Source organism: Streptomyces sp. ID05-39B, from assembly GCF_033794725.1.
GTDB lineage: Bacteria > Actinomycetota > Actinomycetes > Streptomycetales > Streptomycetaceae > Streptomyces > Streptomyces bobili.
Genome location: NZ_JARGEF010000001.1, coordinates 1 through 21,991 on the forward strand (window position 1 = coordinate 1; position 21,991 = coordinate 21,991).

The following is a 21,991-nucleotide window of genomic DNA, read 5'->3' on the forward strand; positions in this document are numbered from 1 at the left end:
GGGGCGGACAAGGGGGCGAGGGCGATGTGCTGCATGTCAACCACGCCTCGTTGAACGGAAATTCCAACGACCTGATCGAGCTGGCAGGGCTTCTCCACGAGGGCCGGCCCGACGGTGACCTCTGCACGATGGCGCGCGTGCCGCGCTCACACGCGGACGTCGCGGCGAAGGTCGACCGGTTCGCCCGCTTCGCGGACGACCAGTACCAGGACGTGACGTCGCTGCTCGCCGCGCTGTCCACGCGACTGAGAGCGGCCAACGGCACGTTCGTCGAGTACGACGGTGAAGTGGCCGGCGGGATGATGAACGCGATCCTCGAACTGGGGCAGTACACAGCTCCGGAAGACAGGTGAGCCCGCATGGCCCACACCTACCGACAGGACGTCAGGTTCCTCGAGGACTGCAACCCCGCTCTCGTGGAGCGCAACGCCCTGGAGTTCAAGAGGCTGCGTGACCTGCTGCTCGACGTGGAGCCCGGCGCCGAGCGGGCCGCCACCCACACGCGGTGGGTGAGCCAGAACCGCAAGCCGTACGACAACCGCCTGCGCGAGGCACGTGACCTGATCACGCACCTGGCGGACGGCTACGACAAGGCGCAGAGCGCGCTGCTGCACTACGCGTCGGCGCTCGCGACCGCCAAGTCCCACTACTCCGACGGCAAGGCGGCGGAGCAGACCTTGGCCGGACTCATCTCCCAGGTCGCGGACGCCGTGACACGTGAGGCGCAGGAAGCCGGGCCGATGCATCAGTGGGAGGACCTTCGGGGCACGACCGGGTTCCTGGACTGGGCCGCCGAACTGACGGTGGACATCGACGACATCAAGGACGAGGCGAACCGCGCCCACGGCCAGGCCAGTGCGGCGTACCACCGCGCCAGGACGGTGGAATCCGAGGCCCGCGACACGTGCACGGCGGCGCTGGACAAGGCGTACAAGGCCCTGCCCGACTTCCGCGGTGGCGACTTCGTCGACGCCGCCGGTCTGATCGACGCGATTCCCGCGCTCCGGGCCGAAGCCGCCGAGGCCGGCGGGGACCCGCTCACCCACCTCCCCGGCAGCGGGGCCAAGGCGGAGTTCACCGATCCGGTGGGAAAGGACGACGTATCGCCGTCCCTGCTGGACATCAGGATGCACCTCACCGGGCTTCCCGAGGCGACCGACGCCTACTGGGCCGTGCCGAGGAGCGCGGAGGATCGCCGCGAGTGGATCGCGGCGAACAAGGACATCATCACCGGCGCCGCCCAGCGATCCGGCCTGCCGCCCGACATGGTCGCCGGCATCGCCTGGCAGGAGGTGGGCGGACAGTGGGGCTGGATGGACGACGGTGTCGACACCGTCCGCGGACTCGCCAGGGACGGCTGGCTGCCCGGCACCCCGGAGAACCTGCCCTCGCGGCTCGGCGGCTCACCTGACGAGACGTCCTTCGGGCCCATCGCCATCCAGGTCAGGAGGGCGGCGGAGGTCCTCGGATACGACCCGGCGAATCTCACCGAGGGGCAACGGGACACGATCGAGGCATCGCTCCAGGACCCCGGACAGAACATCTTCATCGCCTCCGAGTACCTGGCCATGCTCAAGGAGGAGAGCACCTTCGCCGACGTACCGGCGGACGAGATGACGCGGGAGCAGCGCCAGGAACTGGCCGCCCGCTACAACGGCGGACCGTATTGGCAGAATGACGACGCCCAGGCCTACGGCCGCGGCTTCGACAGAAACCTGGACGACGCAAGGAGTGCCCTGAAGTGACCGGCCTGCTGCGAGGGCCGTGGGGAGTGACCCTCGTCCTCGCGAACCTGTGCAACGCCTATGTCGCTTACGGGGCACTGGTGACCCAGCCGCTGGGGGACTGGGACGAACAGACGCTGACGGCCATCGAGTTCGCGTCAGCTCTGCTGATCGTGCTCGCCGTCGTCACATCCCTGCTCGCCCTGGTCCCCGTACGGCAAGGGACTCTCGGCCGCTGGTGGCTGGCGCCGTCCCTGATCTTCCTGACCGTGGGTGCGGCGCGCTGGACGTACATCGTCCAGGCCTACCCACTGGGTCCGGGAGGCTGAGCCGCGCGGCCGTCGGATTCTTCCGTGTGCGCTCGCCCTGCCAGGGCGTTGGAGCGGTTCGTGCAGCGCATGACCATGGTCCGCAGTGCCGGCTGAAGGCCCCGGTCGACATCGGCTCCCACCATGAACCAGAAGTCGGCGGCATGGTCGGCGTACGCCCCCGGGTGACGCAGCACCAGGTCGTCGTCGCGCTCCGCTCACGATCTCGCCACCGCTGGGCCTCCTCGTGCCGGCCCAGGACCCGCAGGGCCAGGGTGGGATGGGAGGCCTACTCGGGGTCGTCACTCGTCTCCACGAGGGGGCGGAGGCGGGAGACGGCGGCCGCGGGATCGCCCGAGAGGAGGTCGACCTCGGCGAGGTGACCGGTCGCCGGAGCGTGGCCGGGCACTCGTCGTCGGGGCGCCTCGAACCACGTCCGAGCCGCGGGCAGGTCGCCTTCGCGCATCCCCCTCCTCCACGGTGTACGCCGTGAACTCCGGGCCGGCCTTGACGATCACGCCGCCCGGAAGAACCAGGCGACGGATCCGGGCCACGTCGGCAGCCCTGCCGCCCCGGTTGTCGAAGGCCGCGAAGAACTCGGCGGTCACCACGTCCGTCGCGCTCTTCGACATGGCGCGACAGTAACAGCGAGGAGTCGCCCGGCGAGCCGTGCAGGAGACGTAGGCGCCTTCGCTGCACGGGTGTTGACGGGACGCCAAAGGGGTGGAACCGAATGTCAGTGGCGGTTGCCATCATGGGGCCATGAGCAAAGTGATCTCGTACAGTGTCGCCGACACCCGCCACGTCGTCGCCTTCCTGAGCCCCGAACCACTGACCGCCGATCAGCAGCGCATCCTCGGCCACATCCGCAAGTCCTGCGAGCAGCACCAACTCGACCTGGACCGCCAGGACATCGACTACGGACTGACGATCCCCGAAGCCCTGGACCACCTCCTCGCGGGCCGGGCCGACTCGGACGCCTCCTACGCGGGCAACGCCTACTACAGTGCCCTGCAGCACATCATCGACAACCACGCCTCCGACCCGTACGACCTGGGCGTCTTCTCCAGGCCGGGCACCTTCTTCGGCCTGCTCGACGACGAACTGCGCCGCCTCGGCGTCCCCACGGAGCTGCTCCCGGGCACCTTCCTCTACGCCGGTCCGCCCGACGAGATCCCGTTCCCCATCCCGCACCCGGTCGACGGCTCCCCGGAGATAGGCCGCCTGCCCCTGGACCGCGTCAAGCCGGCGGCGGACGCCTACCGCGCGGTCATGGACCGGGTGGCCGAGGACTTCCGTTACGAGCTGCAGCAACTCGCCGGAAGCCTCCAGACCGAGCACGACGAGTGGCAGACCGCCCTGCGGCACGGCTGGACCATGGACACGGTCTTCTTCTCGATCAAGGGCTGAGCGGGCCGGCGACCTCACCGCACCGTGCCGATAGCGTGACGCCATGCTCGTGGGGACAGAAGAGACCCGGCTGGTGGTCCTGCGGGGCAACAGCGCGTCGGGGAAGTCGTCCGTCGCGGCCGGACTGCGTGACAGGTTCGGCCGTGGCCTGGCTCTGGTGGGCCAGGACAACCTTCGCCGTATCGTGCTGCGGGAGCGCGACAGGCCGGGGGCGGCGAACATCGGCCTGATCGACCTGACCGCCCGCTACGCCCTCGACGCCGGTTACCACGTCGTCGTGGAGGGCATCCTCTACGCCGACCACTACGGCGACATGCTCGCCCGACTGCGCGCCGACCATCGCGGGCCGACGCACGGCTACTACCTGGACGTGCCGTTCACCGAGACCCTCGCCCGGCACGCCACCAAACCGATCGCCGACGATGTCGACGAGGCCCGACTGCGCGACTGGTACCGGCCGGGCGACCTCCTGCCCGGCCGCATCGAGACCGTCATCGGCGCCGACAGCGCCCTGCACGAGACGGTCGACCGCATCCTGCTCGACACCGGCCTCGCCCGGCTGCCCGCGGTGGACCGGTGAGCGCGTCCATATGCGCGGATCGGTACCCGTGTTCTGGAACCGCCGCGCCACCAGGCAGACTCTGCGTGTAGTAGTCCCTTCTACAAGAGGATGTTCCACGCATGTTGACGCTGACCAAAGAAGACGGCCCGGCGGATCTCGACGGAGTGACCCACCTGTCCATCGGCGTGTCCTGGGATCCCACCGCCGGCACCAGCGGCGGCGTCCTGGGCGTCCTGCGCCGGAAGGCGGGCACCGACCTCGACCTGATCGCCATCGCGATGCAGGGCGGGGAGCCGGTGCGCCTGGCGGGCCTCGACTCGCTGGACCCCTTGGGCAACCGTGCCCTGGTCCACAGCGGTGACAACCAGACCGGGCGCGGCGACGGCGACGACGAGACGGTGACGGTCGAGTTCGCGGGGATCCCGCGCAACGTCACGTCGATCGTGTTCGTCGCCGCGGCCTTCAAGAAGGGCAGCTCCTTCCAGAAGGCCCGCAACATCAGCTTCAAGGTGTACGACGCCTCCGGCGGCAGCTCCCAGCAGGTCGCCGACATCTGGCCCAGCCTCCTCACCCAGGACAACGGCTGCGCCGTGGCCAAGGCCCTTCGGGTGGGCGACAGCTGGAAGCTCGAAGTGATCAATGTGACGGGAAAGATCAAGCAGGGTGACGAACATGCCCTGATGCGCTTCGCCGTCAGCAAGTAGTGGTCGAGGCGGGAGGCGGCGTGGAACCGGCAGGTCTCCGAGCTGCTGCCGCAGGACCTGACCCCGGCTGCGGCGGTGCCGCCGTCGAGCCGGCGGAACGTGGCACGCCGCCCGCCCTGCCGTGCGGACCTTCCGCGCTCAGGCGGCGGCAGCGGCGTGTTTGAAGACCTGCCGGTGGTGCCGGCGGATGTGGTCAGGGCCGGGGGGAGTGGCGGTCGGGCTGCGCCAGGGGCTGGTCCTGGAGAGTGTGCAAGTACCGTCCCGCCCGGCTGCGGGCCGCGTACAGGGGTGAGATCCGTATGCGGAGTCGGGCGGTGAGACCGAGGGCGCCCGGGTCGTCGACCGGAGCAGAGGCAGGTCCGTCGTCGTCACTGTGCCGCGTCGAGGTCGAAGACGATGCGGGCCTTGACCTCGCCGCGGAGTACCTCGTCGATGGAGTCGTTGACGGAGGTGAGGGGACGGGTCTCGTAGATGACCCTGGTGCGGCCGGCCGCGTGCAGTCGGAAGACCTCGGCGAGGTCCTGTCGGGTGCCGACGATGGAACCGATGACGGAGGTGCCGTTGAGGACGGTGTCGAAGATCGGCACCTGGATGGTGCCGTGCGCGGGCAGGGCCACCATGACGAGCTTGCCACCGCGCCGCAGACCGGCGTTGACGGATGCGAACGCGGCCTCGTCGACGGCGAGGGCGACCGCGGCGTGGGCGCCGCCGTGCTGCTTCAGCACCTCGGCCACGTCCTGCGTGCGGGCGTCGATGACGAGGTCCGCGCCGAGTTCGGCGGCCAGTCGGAGCTTGTCGTCGGTGACGTCGATCGCGGCGACGGTGGCACCGGCGATCTTCGCGTACTGCACGGCCAGGTGGCCGAGTCCGCCGATGCCGGAGATCGCGACGAGCTGGCTGGGCCGGACGTCGGCGACCTTGAGGGCCTTGTACGTGGTGACGCCGGCGCAGGTCAGCGGGGCGGCCTCCGCCGCGGTGATGCCGTCGGGCACCGGCTGGGCGAAGTCGGCCCAGGCGAGCATCTTCTCGGCGTATCCGCCGTCGCAGCCGTAACCGGTGTTGATCTGCTGCTCGCACAGCGTCTCCCAGCCGGACAGGCAGTGCTCGCAGCGTCCGCACGCCCTGCCCAGCCAGGGCACGGCGACCCGCTGTCCGACGGACAGATGGGTGACTCCCTCGCCGAGCTTCTCGACCAGGCCGACGCCCTCGTGGCCGGGCACGAACGGAGGGGTGGGCCTGACCGGCCAGTCGCCGTGCGCGGCGTGGATGTCGGTGTGGCACAGCCCCGACGCCTCCACCCGGACACGGACCTGACCGGGGCCCGGCTCGGGGTCCGGACGCTCCTCGATGATCAGGGGTTCACCGAACGCTCGTACGACCGCTGCCTTCATGGCTCTCTTCTCCTCTGTACTGGTACGTGCGTGGAGTCAGTCGTGGGCGACGACGGCTACGGGGGCGGTGGAGTGGTGCAGCACCGCGTGCGCGACCGGGCCGATGTGGGTGCCGATCGGGTTGCGGCGGATCCGGCGGCCCACGACGACGAGGGAGGCGTCTCGGGAGGCGTCCAGCACGCGGTCGGCGGCGGTGCCCGTCCGGGAGATCTCCACGACCTCGACGTCCGGGTACTTCGCGAGCCAGGGGCGCAGCAGGCCGGCGAGGGCGGCGGCTTCCTGCCGGCCCAGTTCGGCGCCGATCTCGGGTGCCGCGGGCAGGCTGTAGACGTAGTACGGCGCCAGCGTCCAGGCATGCACGACATGCAGGGCGGTGTCGCGGCGGGCGGCCTCCTCGAAGGCGAAGGCGAGGACGGTGTCGTCGGCCTTCTCCACGTCCAGGCCCAGCACGACCGGTCGGTACGGGGCAGCCGCCGACGGGATGCCGGCCGGATCCATGACGTGTTCGTCCGCGGCCTGCTCTCCGGCCCGGACGAGGATCACCGGGACGTCGGTGTGCGCGACCACGGACAGGCCGACGGACCCGACCAGGAACCCGCCGAGCCCGCTCAGGGCGCGGGAGCCGAGGACGAGCAGTTCGGCATCCTTCGCGGCCTCCGCCAGTACGTCGGCGGGCGTACCGGTCAGCTGCCGCTGGGTGATCTCGACGCCGGTGTGGCGCAGCCGCAGGCCTTCGGCCGTCTCACGCGGGATGCGTTCACTCCAGTGCTGCTGTGTCTCGGCGCCGAGCAGCGGCGCCTGGGCCATCGGTTCGGGGACGGGCTGCCAGACGTGGACGAGCGTCAGCGGCAGGCCGCGGAGCTTCGCCTCGCGGGCTGCCCATTCCGCGGCGGCACGGCTCTCGGACGATCCGTCGATACCGGCGACAACAGTGCGGACCATGGTGTTCTGCCTCCTGAACTGGGCTTCTGCTTCCAGCTTGGCGGCGCGGATGTGTCCGGTGCAGGGGCCGCAGGTCCCCGGCCGGGGCCGACCGGCCCTATCGCGCGGTCCCGGCTGCCGCGGTCGTCGCCGCCAACACCGTCGTGCCTGCTCGGCGGAGGCAGCCGAGCAGGGGCGCGCGGTGTGGCCGGCACCGGGTCGCCCGGTGGTGCGGAGCAGGGCCGTACGGCCCGCTGCCGGCTCCCGTACGGCCCAAGACCGCGCCGCGACCCGCCTGCCACGCCGCTGACGGCCAGTCCGACGGCTTCCCACCGCGACGAAACGATCCCGTATCCTCCTTTGGCGCCGACCGATACCGTTGCAGTCAGAGCGCGCAGCGGTATCACGGCAGGCCAGGGCGGAAAAGCGGAGGAGAACGGGTGGGAAGCACCGAGGGTGAGCAGGCCCGGATCAGGCTGCCCCAGCTGCGGCTGGACGAGCTCCTGGAGGAGCTGCAGGCGCGCCTGGACGCGGCCCGTGGCACCCGGGACCGGGTGCACAGCCTGCTGGAGGCCGTTCTCTCGGTGGGCCGGGAACTCGACCTGGAACAGGCGCTGCACAGCATCGTGGAGGCCGCCGCGGCCCTCGTGGACGCGGAGTACGCCGCGCTCGGCGTGATCGGCCCGGACGGGCGGCGGCTGTCGGCGTTCCACACGGTCGGGGTCAGCGAGGAACAGATCGCCCGCATCGGTCCGTACCCAGAGGGACACGGCATCCTCGGAGAGCTGATCCGTCACCCCGAGCCCCTCCGGCTGGCGAAGCTCTCCACGCACGCCGCCTCCTACGGCTTCCCGCCGAACCACCCACCGATGAATTCCTTTCTCGGCGTTCCCATCCGGGTGCGCGACCAGGTCTTCGGAAATCTGTACCTGACCGAGAAGCGCGGCGGGTTCCAGTTCGACGAGGAGGACGAGGCGGTGCTGTCGACGCTGGCCGTCGCGGCCGGCGTCGCCATCGACAACGCGCGGCTGTACGAGGACTCCCGGCTGCGTGAGCGCTGGCTCCAGGCCAACGCCGAGATCACCCACCGTCTGATGTCCGGCAGTGAACAGGGCGACGTCCTCGCACTCATCGCCGAACAGGCACGGGAGATCACCGGCGCGGCGCTCGCCGTGGTCGCGATACCGATGGAGGGCACCGACTCCCTGACGGTGGAGCTCGCCATCGGCCTGAAAGCGGAGGCGCACCGAGGGCTCGTGCTGCCGCTGGAGGGCAGTCTGATCGGCCAGGCCTTCGCCCAGGACGCACCGGTGACCAGTGCCGACGTCGCTCACGAGGACCGGATCTCGGCCGGCCCGCCACGGTTCACCGGTCTGGGCCCCGGTGTGGCCGTCCCCATCGGCTCCGGCGAGAGTGCCCGCGGCGTGGTGCTGCTCGTCCGGGAAACGGGCGGAAACGAGTTCACCGAGAAGGAGATGGCACCGCTGCGGATCTTCGCCGCCCAGGCCGCCGTGGCCATGGAGTTGGCCGAGCGCCGCCGGGACGTCGAGCAGATCGTGCTTTTGGAGGACCGCGACCGGATTGCCCGGGATCTCCATGACCTGGCGATCCAGCGGCTGTTCGCCACGGGCATGACGTTGCAGAGCGCGGGCCGCTTCATCGACCACCCCGGTGCCTCGGAGCGTGTGCTGAGGGCGGTGGACGACCTCGACGAGACCATCAAGATCATCCGTTCGACGATCTTCGGTCTGCGCACCCGCGGTGACGAAGCGGCGCCCGGTCTGCGGGCCCGAGCGGTACGGGTGGTCGGGGAGGCCGCACCCGTCCTGGGCTTCGCTCCCAGCGTCCGCATGGAGGGCCTGCTGGACACCCACGTCCCGAAGGAGACCGCCGAACACATCGTGGCGGTCCTGTCCGAGTCCCTGACGAACATCGCCCGGCACGCAGGCGCCGACCGTGCCGAGGTCGTGCTGGAGACCGACGGCAACGAGGTGCGCGTCACGGTCACCGACAACGGCGTGGGCATCCCGGCCGACGGCCGCCGCAGCGGCCTCGCCAACATGGGGGAACGCGCCGCGAAGCTCGGCGGGAGCATGGAAATCGCCGACCGCGAGGGTGGGGGCACCCGGCTCGTGTGGCATGTCCCGGTGCGGGAGTCGCAGACTCCGACGGCCGGCTGACGACGGCCCGCCCGGAACAGGACCGTTCCGGCGGGCCCGCCGTGTCGGCTGCGCGGACAGGCTCGTCGGACCTCACCGCGACGACGGGGCACCACCTCCCGCGCCGGCCTCCGGGGCCACCCACTGCGCGCGGCGCGGGGAGGCCGGTCCGTCGGGGCCGTAGCCGAGACGGATCACCATCTGGGGGTGGCCGCACCGCTCGTCGGTGAGCGATCCGAGGTGTGCGCGCAGGTCCGGCCATTCCAGTGCCTGGTGCAGCAGCGAAGCCCGGGTGCCGTGGGCGGTGGCCAACAGCAGGACGTGCTCCAGGGCCTGACCGGCGCGCAGCCAGTCCGCCCGCCGGTCGTGAGCCGTGGACAGCAGGGCGATCTGCGGACGCCTCTCGTAGGGGCGGGCCGCCAGCACGGCGGGGTGCCGGTGGGCGCGGAAGTCCCGCATCGGCATCCGGTCCAGAAAGTCCTGGAGGCCCAGGACGCTCGCCCGCATGCCCACCGTCGAGGGCTCCGCGGCCTGGACCCAGTGCCGGCTCTCCGCCGCCCGGTCGGCGTCCGCCGTGTTGCGGCGTTCCGCCTCGCGCGTGGTGAGCAGTACCTGGCTGGTCTCCTGCGGCTCGGGAAAGCGGAGGAAGGCTCCCTCCGCGTGAGCGGCTTCGGTGAGCGAGGCGCGAAGATGCCCCGGCAAGGGCCTGTCGGAGAAGGGGAACCTGCTGCTGTGCCGGCGCCACAAGGCGTCGTACAGGCCGGGTACCGAGGAAGCGCGGGCCGCCCGGCCGAGACGAACGGTGGCGAGGAGATCCGGCCGATCGGGGCGGGGCAGCAGTCGCGTGACGGGTGCGTGGCCGTGACGGGCCACCGCCACGCGGAGGTTGAGGACGGCGCAGCCGACCGAAACGTGCAGGGCGCGCCCGGTCGGGTCGAGGTGCCGCAGACCGCGGTCCGTGGCCGCCCGGATCTCCACCGTCCCGGTCTCCGGTACGTAGTGGAACTTCCAGGGCTGGGTGTTGTGGATGGAGGGCGCTGCCGTGGCGGCGGCGATGAGCCTCTCCAGGACGGAGACATCGAGAGCCGTCGTACTCATCGGAACTCCTCTCCGACCCGCACACGTCGTCGGCGGGCCCGGTCGTCGTCCTGGCCCAGCGTGGTGCCGGGGGAGGGCGGAGGACAGGGGCCGAGTGGCCTCGCCCCGCTCCGGACGGCCCTGTTCGCGCCGGCCCGCTCCCTGACGGACGTCCCGGCCGGCCGGGCCCTTGACCGCGGGACGTTCAGCCCTTCGGTCACAGCCGTTCGGCACTCGGTGTGAGCGCCCCGGTCCCACAGAGTGAGCGGTGTCCGGAACAGACCGGGCCACACTCGTTCCTGGAGGCAGACACCATGTCCCGTACCGTCACCGTGGGTCTCGACGGCTCTCGCGAGAGCCGTGCCGCCGCCGAGTGGGCAGCCGTGGAGGCGGAGCTGCGCGCTGTGCCGCTCAAGCTCGTTCAGGTGTGGGAGCCCTTGCCGAAGTCCATGGCGAAAGTCCCCCTCCTCGGTGCCGAGACCCACCGGCACTGGACCGAGAGGAACCCGCGCGAGGCCGCCGAGGAACTCCGCCTACGGCACCCCGCTCTCGACGTCAGCGTCGAACAGGTCTCCGGAAGCAACCCGGCCCAGTCGCTGAGCGGGGTGGCCGCGGAAGCGGAACTCCTGGTGCTGGGCTCGCGCGGGATGAGCGGGCTCGGCGGCTTTTTGGTCGGCTCCGTCGGCCTTGCCGTCGTGGCCCGCGCGGAGCGGCCGGTGGTGCTCGTCCGCGCCCAGGAAGCGACGGCCGACGAGCGTGCGCACAACACCGCGGGTGGGTCAGCGGCCGCCACCGCGGTCGGTCCCGTCGTACTGGGGCTGGACACCGGCATGCCGAGCGAGGCGCTGATCGAGTTCGCCTTCACCACGGCGGTGCGCCGCGGCACCGCCGTCCGCGTCGTCCACGGCTGGAACCCACAGCCCTGCTACGTCTACGCACTGTCGGCCGACCCCGGCTTCCACGACACGCTCGCCCAGTACGAGTCCACCGCGCTGATCGAGATGCTCCACCCCTGGCGGGAGAAGTTCCCCGGCCTCGAGATCACGGCCGAGTCCCGCTACGGCAGCCCGGCGGCGCAACTGGTGGAAGCCTCCCGCGGGGCCTCTCTCGTGGTGGTGGGCCGCCGGATCCGCCGTCATGGGCTGGGCGCGCACATCGGCCACGTCACCCACGCGGTCCTGCACCACTGCACCGCCCCCGTCGCCGTCGTCCCGCACGACTGAGGACCCCTGCCGCTCCGGGCGGAGCCGGCCCTCTGGGACATCCGAGGCCGGAGCACCTCGCCCTTGTGCCCGACCGGCATTCCGGGCGGAGGGGAGAAGGGCCGACCGGCCCCCCGGCCGGTCCCGGACAGCCCCTGGGCATGGCCGGCCCCACCGCCCGACGATCGACGCAGTGACAAGGCCCCAAGGAGATCCCCGATGACGGACGCCGTGCTCAGCCGACCGGGAGTCCACGCCCTGCTCGCGGACGGCACCACCGTGTCCATCCGTCCCGTGCTGGCGGGCGACCACGACCAGTTGGAAGGGCTCTACCTGGAGATGTCCCCGGAGAACCTGCGCCGGAGGTTCTTCGCGGTCAGCACCCGGTCCGCCGCCCTGGCCGCCGACCGCGCCTGCGCCCCCGCGCGGCCCGGTTACCGTGCGCTGCTGGCCGAGGCGCGGGGCAGGGTCCTCGGGCTCGCTGAGTACGACACCGGCGGTGCGGCCGACTCCGCGGAGATCTCCGTCGCCGTCGCCGAGGGCCTCCACCACCGGGGCGTGGGCACCCTCCTCATCGAGCACGTGGTCTCGGCGGCCCGGTCGGACGGCATCACCACCCTCACGGCGGACACACTCGCCGACAACCACGAGATCCTGCGCCTCTTCGCCGGCCTCGGCCTGCACGTCGACCGACGCCGGGAAGGGCCGGAAGTCCACTGCACCATCACACTCGGCCAGGACGACGCCTACCTGTCGGCCGTGGAGGCCCGGGGCCGGATCGCCGACGTAGCCAGCCTGGAGCCGCTGCTGCGGCCCAACGCCGTCGCCGTCGTCGGTGCCGGACCCGCCCCCGGGTCGGTGGGGCGCGCCCTGCTGCATCACCTGCACGCGGGCGGCTTCACGGGGCGTCTCTTCGCGGTGAACCCCGGCGCCACCTCGCTGCTCGGCGAGCCGTCCTACGCCTCGGTCGACTCCCTGCCCACGACGCCCGACCTCGTGGTGATCGCCGAGCCCGCCGACTCGGTGCCGGCCGTGGCCGAGGAGTGCGGCAAGGCCGGTGTGCGGGCCCTGGTCGTCATCTCCACGGGCCTCGACGGCGACGAGGCACGCGCCCTGCTGACGGTGTGCCGTACCTACGGCATGAGGGTGGTCGGCCCGAACTGCCTCGGCGTCTCGAACACCGAGCCGAGGCTGTGCCTGGACGCCACCTTCGCCCCAGGCCGTCCGCGGCCGGGGACCGCCGGAGTCGCCGTGCAGTCGGGCGGCGTCGGCATCGCCCTGCTGGACGGCCTGTCCCGGCTGGGCATCGGCGTCTCCACCTTCGCCTCCCTGGGCGACAAGTACGACGTCAGCGGCAACGACATGCTCCAGTGGTGGGAGAGCGACGGCCGTACCGACCTCGCCGTGCTGCACCTGGAGTCCTTCGGCAACCCGCGGGCCTTCTCCCGCACGGCCCGGCGCGTCACCCGTCGTATGCCGGTGCTGACCGTCGACGTGGGCCGGACCGAGGAGGGGCGCCGCGCCGCCGCCTCGCACACCGCCGCCGCGGCCACCCGGACCATTCCCCGTCAGGCCCTCTTCACCCAGGCGGGCATCACCGCCACGCGCTCGATCGGCGAACTCCTCGAAGCGGCCGCCCTGTTCCACACGCAGCCGCTGCCCGCCGGCACCCGCGTCGCCGTTCTGACCAATGCCGGCGGCGCCGGCGTCCTGACCGCGGACGCCTGTGCCGAGGCGGGACTCGTCCTGTCCAGGTTCGGTCCCGAACTCACCGACGATCTGCACGCCGCCCTGCCGGCCGGCGCGACCGTGGACAACCCCGTGGTCACCACCGCCGGCGTGACGCAGGAGCAACTGCGCGCCTGCGTGGACCGGCTCGTGGCGGACCCGATGATCGACGCCCTGCTGGTCGTACTGGTTCCCACAGCGATCGCCGAGGCCACGGGGGAGGACCTCCTGCGGGCCGTCACCTGCGGACCGGGACGGCGGGCGCGGCCGGTCGCCGTCGTACGCCTGGAACAGGCCGTACCCGTGACGCTGCTCCCCGCGGCCGAGGGGGGCGACGTGCCCTCGTACGCGGAACCCCAGGCGGCGGGCCGCGCCCTGGCCCACGGGGCCCGGCGGATGGCCTGGCTGCACCGGTCGGCGGGCACCGAAGTGGACCCCGAAGGAGTCGACGTGGCGCGCGCCCAGGAGATCGCCGCCGCCTATCTGGCCACCCATCCGGACGGTGGCTGGCTCGACCCCCGCACCTGTGCCGATCTCCTGGCCTGCTACGACATCCCCCAGGTGCCCTGGGCATGGGCCGAGACGGAGGACGACGCCGCCCTCGCCGCCGAGCGGCTGTGCGGCGTCGACGGCCGGGTCGTCATGAAGGCCCACTGGCCCGGACTGCTCCACAAGAGCAAGGAGCACGCCGTCCATCTCGGCCTCCGGGGCGAGGCACAGGTCAGGGCCGCCTTCCGTGACCTGGAGACGCGCTTCGCCGGAGTGATGACCGGCGTGGTCGTGCAACCGCTCGCCGAGCGCGGCATCGGACTGTTCGCCGGCGCAGTCCAGGACGACGTCTTCGGGCCGCTCGTCCTGTTCGGCCTCGGCGGCACCGCCACCGAGACACTCGCAGATCTCCCCCAGTCCCGGCTTGGCTCGACCGGGGAGACCCCGATCGCCCGCCTCGCCCCGCTCACGGACCACGACGTGCACGACCTGATCACGTCGCCGGGCTGCGCCCCGCTGCTGTTCGGCGCGGCCGGCCGGGGCCCCGTCGACCTCGAGGGCCTGGAACAACTGCTCGGGCGGCTGTCGCGGCTGGCGGTCGATCTGCCACAGCTCGCCGAGGCCGACTTCGATCCGGTCCGCGCGGCTCCCGGCCTGATCTCCGTACTCGACGCGCGGATCCGGCTGCTGCCGGGCCGGGCCCACGATCCGTATCTGCGCCGGCTCCGCTGAGGGGGAACCATGGTGACGGACGGCTTGACCGACACCTCACCGCACCGGACCGACGACACGCGGCGCCGGCCCGGCGCCGAGGCCCTGTACGGCGTGGCCCTGTACGGCGTGGCCCATGGCAGGCCACGACGAATCTGAGAGGAGGCGGACCGTCATGGCGAACAACGTGTTGGTCGCCTACGCGACGAAGAACGGTTCGACAGCGGAGATCGCGGAGGCCGTCGCGGAGGTTCTCCGCAAGGGCGGGCTCGCGGCCGAGGCCGTTCCCGCCGGGTCTGTCACCGACCTGGCGTCCTACGACGCCGTGGTGCTCGGCGGCGGACTGTACGCCGGACGCTGGCACAAGGATGCCCGCCGCTTCGTACGACGCCACCGCCGGGCCCTGACAGAGCGTCCGGTGTGGTTCTTCAGCAGCGGGCCGCTCGACGCCTCGGCCTCCGAGCGGGACATCCCGCCGGTGCCCGGCGTCCGACGGGCCATGGACAAGCTCGGGGTCACCGAGCACGTCACCTTCGGAGGGCGGCTGGAGGAAGGAGCCGAGGGACGCATCGCCCGCATGATCGTCCAGTCCGGCAAGGGCGGCGACTTCCGTGACTTCGCGGCCATCGAGTCGTGGGCGGAGCGTGTCGCAAGGGCGCTGGGCGGTCAGAGGGTCCGCTAGGAGGGAGCGGCCGGGGGCGAGCCCTCGGCCAGGCCGGTGGGTTCCGCACGCTCGCGTGCGGGCGTCGCTCGTCGTATTTCGCCGGCCGGGTCACACCGCCCCGGGGACCGGTTGCAGGAGGCGATCGGTGAACCGGTCCAGGTCGAGCGCTGTAACCGCGTCCAGCACCCCGGCTCGGTGGAGCCGCGCGCGGCGCCGGGAATCACGGCGAGGCGGAGCTCGCAGCGCATCCAGTCGGCTGCCTGCCAGGTGTGGCCGAGGAGCCGCGTGGCGAGTGCACCGAGGAGGAGCGCCGGTGCACTCGCCACGCGGCAGCCACGGCTGGTCCGGCCATCCGGACGGCCGCTGTGGGGACGATCGCGCGCGGACGTCGTCGCCCGCGGCGGCCTCCCGTGGGGCAGCCCCACCCGTTCCATGCCGAAGTAGGCCACCGGCAGCGGTTGGAGGGCCGGTCGGCCCTTTCCGGGCAGACGGCTCGGAGAGGCCGCGGGATGTCCCGCCCGTCAGCTGGTCCGCTGGCTCCACCGCGGGCCGATCAGCTCCCACTCCGTGGCCCACCGGGCGAGACGACCCTGGTCGAGAAGCCTCCTGGTGAGAGCGCCGATGCCGAGAGCGGCGCAGGCGACGGCCAGTGCGGCACTGCCGCCGAAGAAGGCCGCCTCCACGGCACCTTCGGTGGCGCCCGTCGGTTGAGGCGTGAGAGCGCCGCGGTCGTTCTGCCAGACAGTGATCGTCGCACCGGACTCGGTGCCCCTTTTCACCAGCGTCCGTCCGGTCCGCGAGGTGCCGTCGGGCGCCGCCCAGCGCACCTCGGTCATCATCCGGTAGGCGTTCCCCACGTCCGTCGTGGCGCGTGGAACGTCGGCGAGCACCACGGCCGCGACGGCGTGCCGTTCCGCACGCTCCCGGGCGGACGCCTGGACGGCGGCATGGGCCGTCATGAGCCCGGCCAGCGTTCCCCCGACGAGCACGACCGTCCACAGAACCAGCATGATCCAGGCTTCCACGACATCGGTGCGGCGCCGCAGCGGGTTCCTCCGCAACCGCCAGAGCCTTCCCGCACCCCGGTTCCCGCGCATGTGCCGGCACCTCCTCGCCCGTCCACGTTTCTTCGACGGTGGCAGCTGAAGCCGGGGCAGGGGCAGGGCCGATGGGGCGGCTCCCTCGGGCCGAACGGACCTGTCCCGGCCCGGTGGAGAGAGCCCGTCCGGCACTTCGCCGCATGGCGTTCGAGGGCGAACCTCTCGCTGGATGCTCCGGTCGGCGGCCTGTGGCGGGGCCGACCGGCCCAAGCGGGATCCGGAACCGTGGGACAGGCTGGAAGTGGGGGAGAGGAACGGCAGCGCGCGGGAGTCCCGCTCCGCCGGCCGATGGCGGCCCAGGATCCGGCTTCCGCCGTAGCGCGAGAACCCGAGAGGTGTGGCATGAAAGGCTACGTATTCCACGGTCCTGGTCAGTCCGCCTGGGAAGAGATACCGGACCCCGCCGTCAGGGAGGCCACCGACGCCATCGTGCGCGTCGACGCCGTCACGATCTGCGGCACGGACCTTCACATCCTCAAGGGCGACGTGCCCGAGGTCCGCCCCGGGACGGTGCTGGGACACGAGGCCGTCGGCGAGATCGTCGAGGTGGGCGGCGACGTGCGTACGGTGCGACCCGGGGACCGGGTTCTGGTCTCCTGCATCAGCGCCTGCGGGCGGTGCCGTTTCTGCCGTGAGGCCATGTACGGCCAGTGCCGTGGCGGCGGAGGCTGGATCCTCGGCCACCTGATCGACGGGACCCAGGCGGAGTACGTCCGGGTTCCGTACGCCGACCTCTCCGTGCATCCGTTGCCCGGCGCGGTCAGCAGCGAGGACGCCGTGCTGCTGGCCGACATCTTCCCGACGTCCTACGAGGTGGGCGTGCTCAACGGCGGGATCCGTCCCGGAGACACCGTCGTCGTCGTGGGGGCCGGCCCCGTCGGACTGGCGGCCGTCGCCACCGCCCGGCTGTTCGCGCCCTCGCGCATCGTCGCCGTGGACGTGGCCGCGTCCCGTCTCGAGGCCGCCCGGAAACTCGGAGCCGAGACGGTGGCCGACGCCCGGGAGGCCCCCGAGGAGCTGGTCGCCGATCTCACCGAGGGCCTGGGCGCGGATGTCGTCATCGAGGCGGTCGGCGTGCCGGAGACCTTCGAACTGTGCACGCGCATGGTGCGACCCGGTGGCCACGTCGCCAACGTCGGGGTCCACGGCAAGCCGGCGACCCTGCATCTGGAAGACCTGTGGATCAAGAGCGTGACCATCACGACGGGTCTGGTCGACACCCACTCCACGCCCACACTGCTTCGGATGGCGGCCGCAGGCCGGCTGCCCACGGGGCAACTGATCACCCACACCTTCCCGCTCGACAGCATGCAGGAGGCGTACGACGTCTTCGGCAACGCCGCCGAGACCGGGGCACTCAAGGTCGTGCTCGGAGGTCAGCGGCACGACTCCGTGGCGGTGCCGGCCCAACAGCGGTGAGGTACCGGACCGACGTGCTCACCGAGCCGGATCCGCACAGCGGGTCCGGCTCGCCGGCGGTTGCGCCGCATCGGCGCGTTGCCCGGAGGGGTCTGGCCCTGCCCCTCTGCCACCGGTCGTCGGCGGGGCGTCGGTGACCGGCGGCCCGTCCCCACACGGCAGTCCCGCCCCGGCCCGCCGCCGCCCGGACGTGCCTCTCCCGACGGAACGGATCCGCGCCCGACGGTCACCCGTCACGACCGCGTCGGGGGAGACCGTCCGTGCGGGCAACGGACCCACCTGTCCGGATCCACCCGCGCTTTCTCCCGGTAGCCGTGCGGGGACCGAACGGCCCGGCGGAAGGGGGCCGTTCAGCGTGCTGCCGGGCTCCCACGGCCCCTGGTCCGGCTCCTGTCCGAGGACGAGCATCGGGCATGAGCCGCCGCGCCGTCGCGGGGCGGAGCCCAAGGGGAGGACGTCATGACACACCATCAGGAACGAGTGGTCGTCGGAGTGGACGGATCGACGGCCTCCGTACGGGCCCTGGACCGCGCCGCGGACGAGGCGGTCCGCCGGGGTTGTGCCCTTCGCGTGGCCTGTGGTCGTCGTCCCGGCCGGCTGATCCGTGCGTCCGGGCCCATGACGGAGTACGACAACGGCCGATGCCGGAGAAGCATGCGGCCGGGGTCATCGCGACGCGGGGAAGCCGACCTGAGCGGCACGCGAAGGGGCGGCCGGTGCGTCACCGGCCGCCCACCACGTCTTTCCGGATCCCCGGGCAGCGGCCCGACGCGCGGCGTCGGGCCGCTGCCGCGTCTCACCCCGTGACGCTGCGCGGGAAACCGCTCGAGAACTCGCACTCGACGTCGACGACGCCCTCGACGGCGCGCACGAGGCGGGCCGCGACGGGTACCAGCGAGGTGTCGCGGATGTGGCCGGTGAGGGTCACCACACCGTCCCGGACCTCCACACCCAGTGGCTCGGCCGGGGCGGGGAAGAGGGTGCTGATCACCTCTCGTCGGACTTCCCCGGCGAGGTCCTCGTCCGTCCGCAGGAAGACCTTCAGCAGGTCCGCCCGGCTCACCAGGCCGTCGAGAACGCCTTCGGCGTTGACGACCGGCAGCCGCTTGACCTTGCGCTGGGCCATGATGCGGGCGGCCTGGGCAAGGGTGGCGTCGGCGTGGACGGTCACGGCCGGGGTGCTCATCAGCTCCCCGGCGGTCAGCGCACCCGCCTTGGCGAGGTCCGCCAGGCGACTTCGCTGGGTGAACCGGTCGGGGTCGTCGTCACGGAACTCCTCCTTGGGCAGCAGGTCGGCCTCGGAGACCACGCCGACGACCCGGCCCTCGCCCTCGAGCACCGGCAGGGCGCTGACCTTCCACTCCTCCATGAGCTCGACGATGTCCTTGAAGCGCGCGTCGCGGCCCACGGCAACGACCGTGTGCGTCATGACGTCGCTGACGAGGTGCGGACCGGTGGACATGGTGAACTCCTCGAAGTGTCGGTGTCGGTGTCGGTGTCGGTGTCGGTGTCGGTGGTCGGGCGAGGGTGGCCGGGCGGCGTTCGTGCGCCGAGGAAATGCCCTGGCTGTCAGCCGCTTCGGCTGCCACTGCCGTACGGGGCGTACAGGTCGAGCAGGCGGACGCGGGCGGACTGCAGCCGGTGGGCGACGACCCGGCCGACCCACACGGCGATCGCGCGGCCGAACTCCGGATCGTCGGCGCATATGGCCCGCACGGCGTCCGCGTCGAACTCGTACGCCCGCACCGGAGTGGCGGCCTCGGCGCCCAGCTGCCACAGGTGGGGCGGGAAGTGCCAGGACCAGCCGACCAGTTCGTTGTGACCCAGTGACTCGATGACCGCGGCGCGACGGCCGGGCACCCGGAGGTCGAGGTCGACGGTCCCGGTCCTGATGATCCAGAACCGGTCGGCGTGGCGTCCCTCCTCGAACAGGCGGGTCCCCACGTCGAAGGAGACCTCGCGCGCGTTCCGCATCAGCTGTTCACGGTGCTCGATCGGAAGGCCGGCGGCCAGTGTGGTGGAGGTCATCGTCCCGGTTCCCTTCTTTTTTCGGCCGCAGGCGGCCGACGTGTGGGGCGATCGGAGCGCGCTCCTGTCGCGCGGCGGTCAGGCCGACCCGTGCCCTGCGAGGTGCGCGGACCCGGCGACGATTCGCCATGGCATCTCCGCTGATTCCAGACTGTGCCCGTCGGCCCGCGGGGGCCACGGGCCGCAAGGCCCCAATGAGGGCCCTTCGGCCCAACCGTGGGGCAGCCGCGGAGCGCGGGCACGGAAGGGACACGGCCCCCGACGGTTCCTTCCGCCGACGGCCGGTGAGGGCCGCTTCCCGGAGACGTCCGGGCCGGTCGGCCCATGTGGCATGGTCTCGGCCGGAGTTGTATGGAGGTGAAGCCACCAAAATCCGCACCCAGAGCGAGGAGCGAGGACGATGGGCAGGTCTCTCACATCGGAACGCCGGGAGCGGCTCGCGCTGATGCTGGTCACCTCGACGAGTGTGACCTTCACGATCGCCGCCGTGTCCGACGCGCTGGCCGTCCGCCGGGCACGCCGTCGGGCGTCCGGACCGCCGGAGCCGTCGGAACAGCCGGCCCGGCGGCCGGTCGACCGCCGAACCCCGGTCGCCTGCTGACCTGGCGGCCGCGGGACCGTGTGGCACACACGGCAACGCTTCAGGCCCTTGACAGGCAAGGATGCCCGAAGCCCGCGGATCCGCCGGGCAGTCGCCTCTGCTCCGTCCGGCATTCGGTGCGCTGTCTCCTGCCCTGGCACGCGCGCGTGCTTTCGGGCGGCACCTCAGCGTTCCCACACGCGCCGGACGCGGGCGGCCGTCGTAGCACGTCGGGGATTCCCCCCACTGCGGATCCATACCGGCAGCGGTCGCAGGACATCCGGGTCGCCGCCCCTCGGACGGTGCGCCGCCAGGGGCAACCGGCACTGCCCGGGCACGGCGCCTTCCAGCGCGCACCGAGTACGAGAATCCCCGTGGCCGTCACCGTCAAAGCCTTCGGCCAGGGACGGGGCCACCTCCGTCGGATCCGTCCGCCGACGGCCGACCGCCATCCGTTCGGCGACCTCGGGGGTGGAACCCTCGCGGTCGTGCAACCCCGATGGTCGGAAGATCCGTCTCGGAGACGACGCCGATGACCTTGCTCTCGGAGTCGATCACCGGTCTGGTGGCCTTCATGGCCGGTTCTCCTCGAACGTCGGGACCTGTCCGGAGGAGGAGACCGTCCGGCCCTCCCTCCGAAGCCTGCTGCACCCAGCCTCCGCCGGACCGGTCGCGGCGGGCAGGGGCTGAGCGGCCCCGGCGCAGAGCCGAGCGGCCCCGACGCCGCCGGAAGCGGCCGGCCGTCCTCCCCCTCGGGCGCCTCGCCGGCCGACGGTTCCCGTCCGGTGCGGGCGCGGGGGCCGAACGGCCCGGGCAACGAACCCTTCTGGCCCCTGCTCAGGCAACACACCTCGTGCGACGGTGACAGAAGGGGCCTTCTGCAAGGTGGTGAGTGCGATGACCGAACTGCCCCTGATCGTGGGAGTCGACGGATCGGATGCCGGCTTGGCGGCGGTCGACTGGGCCGTGGATGAGGCGGCCCGCCTGGGCCTGCCGCTGCGGCTGGTCCACGCCTCCCTCTGGGAACGTTACGAGGGAGCCCTGGCGCTGCGCGGGCAGGAACGCCCCTCCGTTCGGGTACTGGCGGAACACATCGTCGCCTCCGCCGCGGAACGCGCCCGGCGGCGTTATCCCGACGTCAAGGTGTCGACCGCCATCCTCGCCTCGGAACCGGCGGACGCCCTGCTCGGCGAGGGCAACAACGCCTCGCTCCTGGTGACCGGCTCGCGCGGCCGCGGTGGGTTGCGGGGACTCCTCCTCGGCTCTGTCGGCCTCGCCGTCGCCGCTCGCGCGCACTGCCCGGTGACCGTGGTCCGGGGGGACGGCGCGGGGCCGGCCGGCATCCACGAGCGCATCCTGCTCGGGGCCGGGAACCCGGACACCAGCGGCGACGCGGTGCGTTTCGCCTTCCGTGAGGCCGAGGCACGGTCGTGCACCCTGGACGTCGTGCGTGCCTGGCGCTGCCCGGCACACGAGACCGTCGACCATCCAGCCCTGGCCGCGGAACCGGCCCGCCACCACGAGGAACACGCCTCGGCCCTGCTCGACGAACTCCTGCGCGAAGCGATGGCCGGGCACCCGGACGTCCGGGTGCGCCGGACGACGGTTGAAGGGCCGCCCGCCAAGGTACTCGTCGACCGGTCGGCCGCCGCGGACCTCGTGATCGTGGGGGCGCGGCGCAGGGTGGGCCACCTGGGCCTGCAGATCGGCCGGGTGAGCCACACCCTCCTGCACCATGCGCGGTGCCCGGTGACGGTCGTACCGCAGCGAGTGTGAACGCCCCACCCGGCCGAATGTGAGGGAGGCGGAGGAGA

Annotated in this window: 21 protein-coding genes and 2 pseudogenes; 15 read left to right on the top strand and 8 right to left on the bottom strand. The window is 72.1% G+C overall.

What is annotated here, in order from left to right; all coding sequences use genetic code 11:
• From P1P75_RS00005 to P1P75_RS00015, 3 genes are all read left to right on the top strand, one after another.
• Nucleotides 1–353: hypothetical protein (locus tag P1P75_RS00005; protein WP_319250617.1), on the top strand; the 353-nt coding region annotated here is incomplete at its 5' end.
• Nucleotides 354–359: 6 nt separating this feature from the next.
• Complete coding sequence (locus P1P75_RS00010) at nucleotides 360–1,745, top strand: hypothetical protein (protein WP_319250619.1); 1,386 nt, start codon at nucleotides 360–362, stop codon at nucleotides 1,743–1,745.
• Nucleotides 1,742–2,053 (top strand): hypothetical protein, encoded by a 312-nt coding sequence (locus P1P75_RS00015; RefSeq protein WP_319250621.1) that lies wholly within the window; start codon nucleotides 1,742–1,744, stop codon nucleotides 2,051–2,053. Before P1P75_RS00010 ends, P1P75_RS00015 begins: the two co-directional genes overlap by 4 nt.
• 268 nt (nucleotides 2,054–2,321) lie before the next feature.
• Here the strand turns inward: P1P75_RS00015 and P1P75_RS00020 are convergent, their stop codons facing one another.
• On the bottom strand, nucleotides 2,322–2,498 hold the full coding sequence (locus P1P75_RS00020) for a hypothetical protein (protein WP_319250623.1): 177 nt from the start codon (nucleotides 2,496–2,498) through the stop codon (nucleotides 2,322–2,324).
• Nucleotides 2,499–2,794: 296 nt separating this feature from the next.
• On the opposite strand from P1P75_RS00020, the gene P1P75_RS00025 reads away from it, so the two are divergent.
• The 3 genes from P1P75_RS00025 to P1P75_RS00035 all read left to right on the top strand — a co-directional run bounded on the left by P1P75_RS00025 (nucleotide 2,795) and on the right by P1P75_RS00035 (nucleotide 4,708).
• Nucleotides 2,795–3,442, top strand: a complete 648-nt coding sequence (locus tag P1P75_RS00025) for a hypothetical protein (RefSeq protein WP_319250624.1) — start codon at nucleotides 2,795–2,797, stop codon at nucleotides 3,440–3,442.
• A gap of 43 nt (nucleotides 3,443–3,485) precedes the next feature.
• A complete protein-coding gene (locus tag P1P75_RS00030) occupies nucleotides 3,486–4,022 on the top strand; it encodes an AAA family ATPase (protein WP_319250625.1) in 537 nt (178 codons plus the stop codon).
• A 101-nt stretch (nucleotides 4,023–4,123) separates the two neighbouring features.
• Complete coding sequence (locus P1P75_RS00035; protein WP_319250626.1) at nucleotides 4,124–4,708, top strand: TerD family protein; 585 nt, start codon at nucleotides 4,124–4,126, stop codon at nucleotides 4,706–4,708.
• A 138-nt stretch (nucleotides 4,709–4,846) separates the two neighbouring features.
• Here the strand turns inward: P1P75_RS00035 and P1P75_RS41930 are convergent.
• The 3 genes and pseudogenes from P1P75_RS41930 to P1P75_RS00045 all read right to left on the bottom strand — a co-directional run.
• Nucleotides 4,847–5,045 (bottom strand): annotated as a pseudogene (locus tag P1P75_RS41930) (restriction endonuclease); the annotation flags it as partial.
• A 31-nt stretch (nucleotides 5,046–5,076) separates the two neighbouring features.
• Nucleotides 5,077–6,099: an alcohol dehydrogenase AdhP gene (gene adhP / locus P1P75_RS00040; protein WP_319250628.1), complete on the bottom strand. Its 1,023-nt coding sequence runs from the start codon at nucleotides 6,097–6,099 to the stop codon at nucleotides 5,077–5,079.
• A 36-nt stretch (nucleotides 6,100–6,135) separates the two neighbouring features.
• Entirely contained in the window at nucleotides 6,136–7,041 is a 906-nt protein-coding gene (locus tag P1P75_RS00045) for a universal stress protein (RefSeq protein WP_319250630.1), read from the bottom strand.
• A gap of 419 nt (nucleotides 7,042–7,460) precedes the next feature.
• On the opposite strand from P1P75_RS00045, the gene P1P75_RS00050 reads away from it, so the two are divergent.
• Nucleotides 7,461–9,200, top strand: a complete 1,740-nt coding sequence (locus P1P75_RS00050) for a GAF domain-containing sensor histidine kinase (protein WP_319250632.1) — start codon at nucleotides 7,461–7,463, stop codon at nucleotides 9,198–9,200.
• Between the two features lie 72 nt (nucleotides 9,201–9,272).
• Here P1P75_RS00050 and P1P75_RS00055 read toward each other — a convergent pair whose 3' ends face one another.
• Complete coding sequence (locus P1P75_RS00055) at nucleotides 9,273–10,277, bottom strand: nitroreductase family protein (RefSeq protein WP_319250634.1); 1,005 nt, start codon at nucleotides 10,275–10,277, stop codon at nucleotides 9,273–9,275.
• Between the two features lie 293 nt (nucleotides 10,278–10,570).
• Between P1P75_RS00055 and P1P75_RS00060 the strand changes: the two genes are divergently transcribed.
• From P1P75_RS00060 to P1P75_RS00075, 4 genes are all read left to right on the top strand, one after another.
• Nucleotides 10,571–11,479 carry a universal stress protein gene (locus tag P1P75_RS00060; protein ID WP_319250636.1) on the top strand — a complete coding sequence of 303 codons (909 nt, stop codon included), beginning with the start codon at nucleotides 10,571–10,573 and terminating at the stop codon, nucleotides 11,477–11,479.
• Nucleotides 11,480–11,677: 198 nt separating this feature from the next.
• A complete protein-coding gene (locus P1P75_RS00065) occupies nucleotides 11,678–14,407 on the top strand; it encodes a GNAT family N-acetyltransferase (protein WP_319250638.1) in 2,730 nt (909 codons plus the stop codon).
• A 9-nt stretch (nucleotides 14,408–14,416) separates the two neighbouring features.
• Nucleotides 14,417–14,545, top strand: coding sequence for a hypothetical protein (locus tag P1P75_RS00070; protein WP_319250640.1), 129 nt, complete (start codon nucleotides 14,417–14,419; stop codon nucleotides 14,543–14,545).
• A 16-nt stretch (nucleotides 14,546–14,561) separates the two neighbouring features.
• Nucleotides 14,562–15,068, top strand: a complete 507-nt coding sequence (locus P1P75_RS00075; protein WP_319250642.1) for a flavodoxin domain-containing protein — start codon at nucleotides 14,562–14,564, stop codon at nucleotides 15,066–15,068.
• A gap of 503 nt (nucleotides 15,069–15,571) precedes the next feature.
• On the opposite strand, the gene P1P75_RS00080 is transcribed toward P1P75_RS00075, so the two are convergent.
• Entirely contained in the window at nucleotides 15,572–16,147 is a 576-nt protein-coding gene (locus P1P75_RS00080; protein WP_319250644.1) for a hypothetical protein, read from the bottom strand.
• A gap of 345 nt (nucleotides 16,148–16,492) precedes the next feature.
• Here P1P75_RS00080 and P1P75_RS00085 point away from each other — a divergent pair, with 345 nt between their 5' ends.
• Nucleotides 16,493–17,569 carry a zinc-dependent alcohol dehydrogenase family protein gene (locus tag P1P75_RS00085; protein WP_319250646.1) on the top strand — a complete coding sequence of 359 codons (1,077 nt, stop codon included), beginning with the start codon at nucleotides 16,493–16,495 and terminating at the stop codon, nucleotides 17,567–17,569.
• A 459-nt stretch (nucleotides 17,570–18,028) separates the two neighbouring features.
• A pseudogene (locus P1P75_RS00090) lies at nucleotides 18,029–18,142 on the top strand (universal stress protein); the annotation flags it as partial.
• 223 nt (nucleotides 18,143–18,365) lie between these two features.
• Here P1P75_RS00090 and P1P75_RS00095 read toward each other — a convergent pair.
• Both P1P75_RS00095 and P1P75_RS00100 read right to left on the bottom strand, forming a co-directional pair.
• On the bottom strand, nucleotides 18,366–19,031 hold the full coding sequence (locus tag P1P75_RS00095; RefSeq protein WP_319250648.1) for a CBS domain-containing protein: 666 nt from the start codon (nucleotides 19,029–19,031) through the stop codon (nucleotides 18,366–18,368).
• 107 nt (nucleotides 19,032–19,138) lie between these two features.
• The gene (locus P1P75_RS00100) at nucleotides 19,139–19,597 is read right to left on the bottom strand and encodes a cyclic nucleotide-binding domain-containing protein (RefSeq protein WP_319250650.1); all 459 of its coding nucleotides are present in this window, start codon (nucleotides 19,595–19,597) and stop codon (nucleotides 19,139–19,141) included.
• Between the two features lie 400 nt (nucleotides 19,598–19,997).
• Between P1P75_RS00100 and P1P75_RS00105 the strand changes: the two genes are divergently transcribed.
• Together P1P75_RS00105 and P1P75_RS00110 are read left to right on the top strand one after the other, a co-directional pair.
• On the top strand, nucleotides 19,998–20,198 hold the full coding sequence (locus P1P75_RS00105) for a hypothetical protein (RefSeq protein ID WP_319250652.1): 201 nt from the start codon (nucleotides 19,998–20,000) through the stop codon (nucleotides 20,196–20,198).
• A gap of 876 nt (nucleotides 20,199–21,074) precedes the next feature.
• Entirely contained in the window at nucleotides 21,075–21,953 is an 879-nt protein-coding gene (locus P1P75_RS00110) for a universal stress protein (RefSeq protein WP_319250654.1), read from the top strand.
• Nucleotides 21,954–21,991: the final 38 nt, after the last annotated feature.

What these genes read in the sequence shown, in the direction of transcription:
- P1P75_RS00085 (WP_319250646.1), top strand. Translation starts at nt 16,493, where the DNA reads ATGAAAGGCTACGTATTCCACGGTCCTGGTCAGTCCGCCTGGGAAGAG.
- P1P75_RS00025 (WP_319250624.1), top strand. Translation starts at nt 2,795, where the DNA reads ATGAGCAAAGTGATCTCGTACAGTGTCGCCGACACCCGCCACGTCGTC.
- P1P75_RS00035 (WP_319250626.1), top strand. Translation starts at nt 4,124, where the DNA reads ATGTTGACGCTGACCAAAGAAGACGGCCCGGCGGATCTCGACGGAGTG.
- P1P75_RS00105 (WP_319250652.1), top strand. Translation starts at nt 19,998, where the DNA reads ATGGGCAGGTCTCTCACATCGGAACGCCGGGAGCGGCTCGCGCTGATG.
- P1P75_RS00065 (WP_319250638.1), top strand. Translation starts at nt 11,678, where the DNA reads ATGACGGACGCCGTGCTCAGCCGACCGGGAGTCCACGCCCTGCTCGCG.
- P1P75_RS00020 (WP_319250623.1), bottom strand. Translation starts at nt 2,498, where the DNA reads ATGCGCGAAGGCGACCTGCCCGCGGCTCGGACGTGGTTCGAGGCGCCC.
- P1P75_RS00100 (WP_319250650.1), bottom strand. Translation starts at nt 19,597, where the DNA reads ATGACCTCCACCACACTGGCCGCCGGCCTTCCGATCGAGCACCGTGAA.
- P1P75_RS00010 (WP_319250619.1), top strand. Translation starts at nt 360, where the DNA reads ATGGCCCACACCTACCGACAGGACGTCAGGTTCCTCGAGGACTGCAAC.
- P1P75_RS00095 (WP_319250648.1), bottom strand. Translation starts at nt 19,031, where the DNA reads ATGTCCACCGGTCCGCACCTCGTCAGCGACGTCATGACGCACACGGTC.
- P1P75_RS00080 (WP_319250644.1), bottom strand. Translation starts at nt 16,147, where the DNA reads ATGCGCGGGAACCGGGGTGCGGGAAGGCTCTGGCGGTTGCGGAGGAAC.
- P1P75_RS00075 (WP_319250642.1), top strand. Translation starts at nt 14,562, where the DNA reads ATGGCGAACAACGTGTTGGTCGCCTACGCGACGAAGAACGGTTCGACA.
- P1P75_RS00070 (WP_319250640.1), top strand. Translation starts at nt 14,417, where the DNA reads ATGGTGACGGACGGCTTGACCGACACCTCACCGCACCGGACCGACGAC.
- P1P75_RS00055 (WP_319250634.1), bottom strand. Translation starts at nt 10,277, where the DNA reads ATGAGTACGACGGCTCTCGATGTCTCCGTCCTGGAGAGGCTCATCGCC.
- P1P75_RS00060 (WP_319250636.1), top strand. Translation starts at nt 10,571, where the DNA reads ATGTCCCGTACCGTCACCGTGGGTCTCGACGGCTCTCGCGAGAGCCGT.
- P1P75_RS00030 (WP_319250625.1), top strand. Translation starts at nt 3,486, where the DNA reads ATGCTCGTGGGGACAGAAGAGACCCGGCTGGTGGTCCTGCGGGGCAAC.
- P1P75_RS00110 (WP_319250654.1), top strand. Translation starts at nt 21,075, where the DNA reads ATGACCGAACTGCCCCTGATCGTGGGAGTCGACGGATCGGATGCCGGC.
- P1P75_RS00045 (WP_319250630.1), bottom strand. Translation starts at nt 7,041, where the DNA reads ATGGTCCGCACTGTTGTCGCCGGTATCGACGGATCGTCCGAGAGCCGT.
- adhP (WP_319250628.1), bottom strand. Translation starts at nt 6,099, where the DNA reads ATGAAGGCAGCGGTCGTACGAGCGTTCGGTGAACCCCTGATCATCGAG.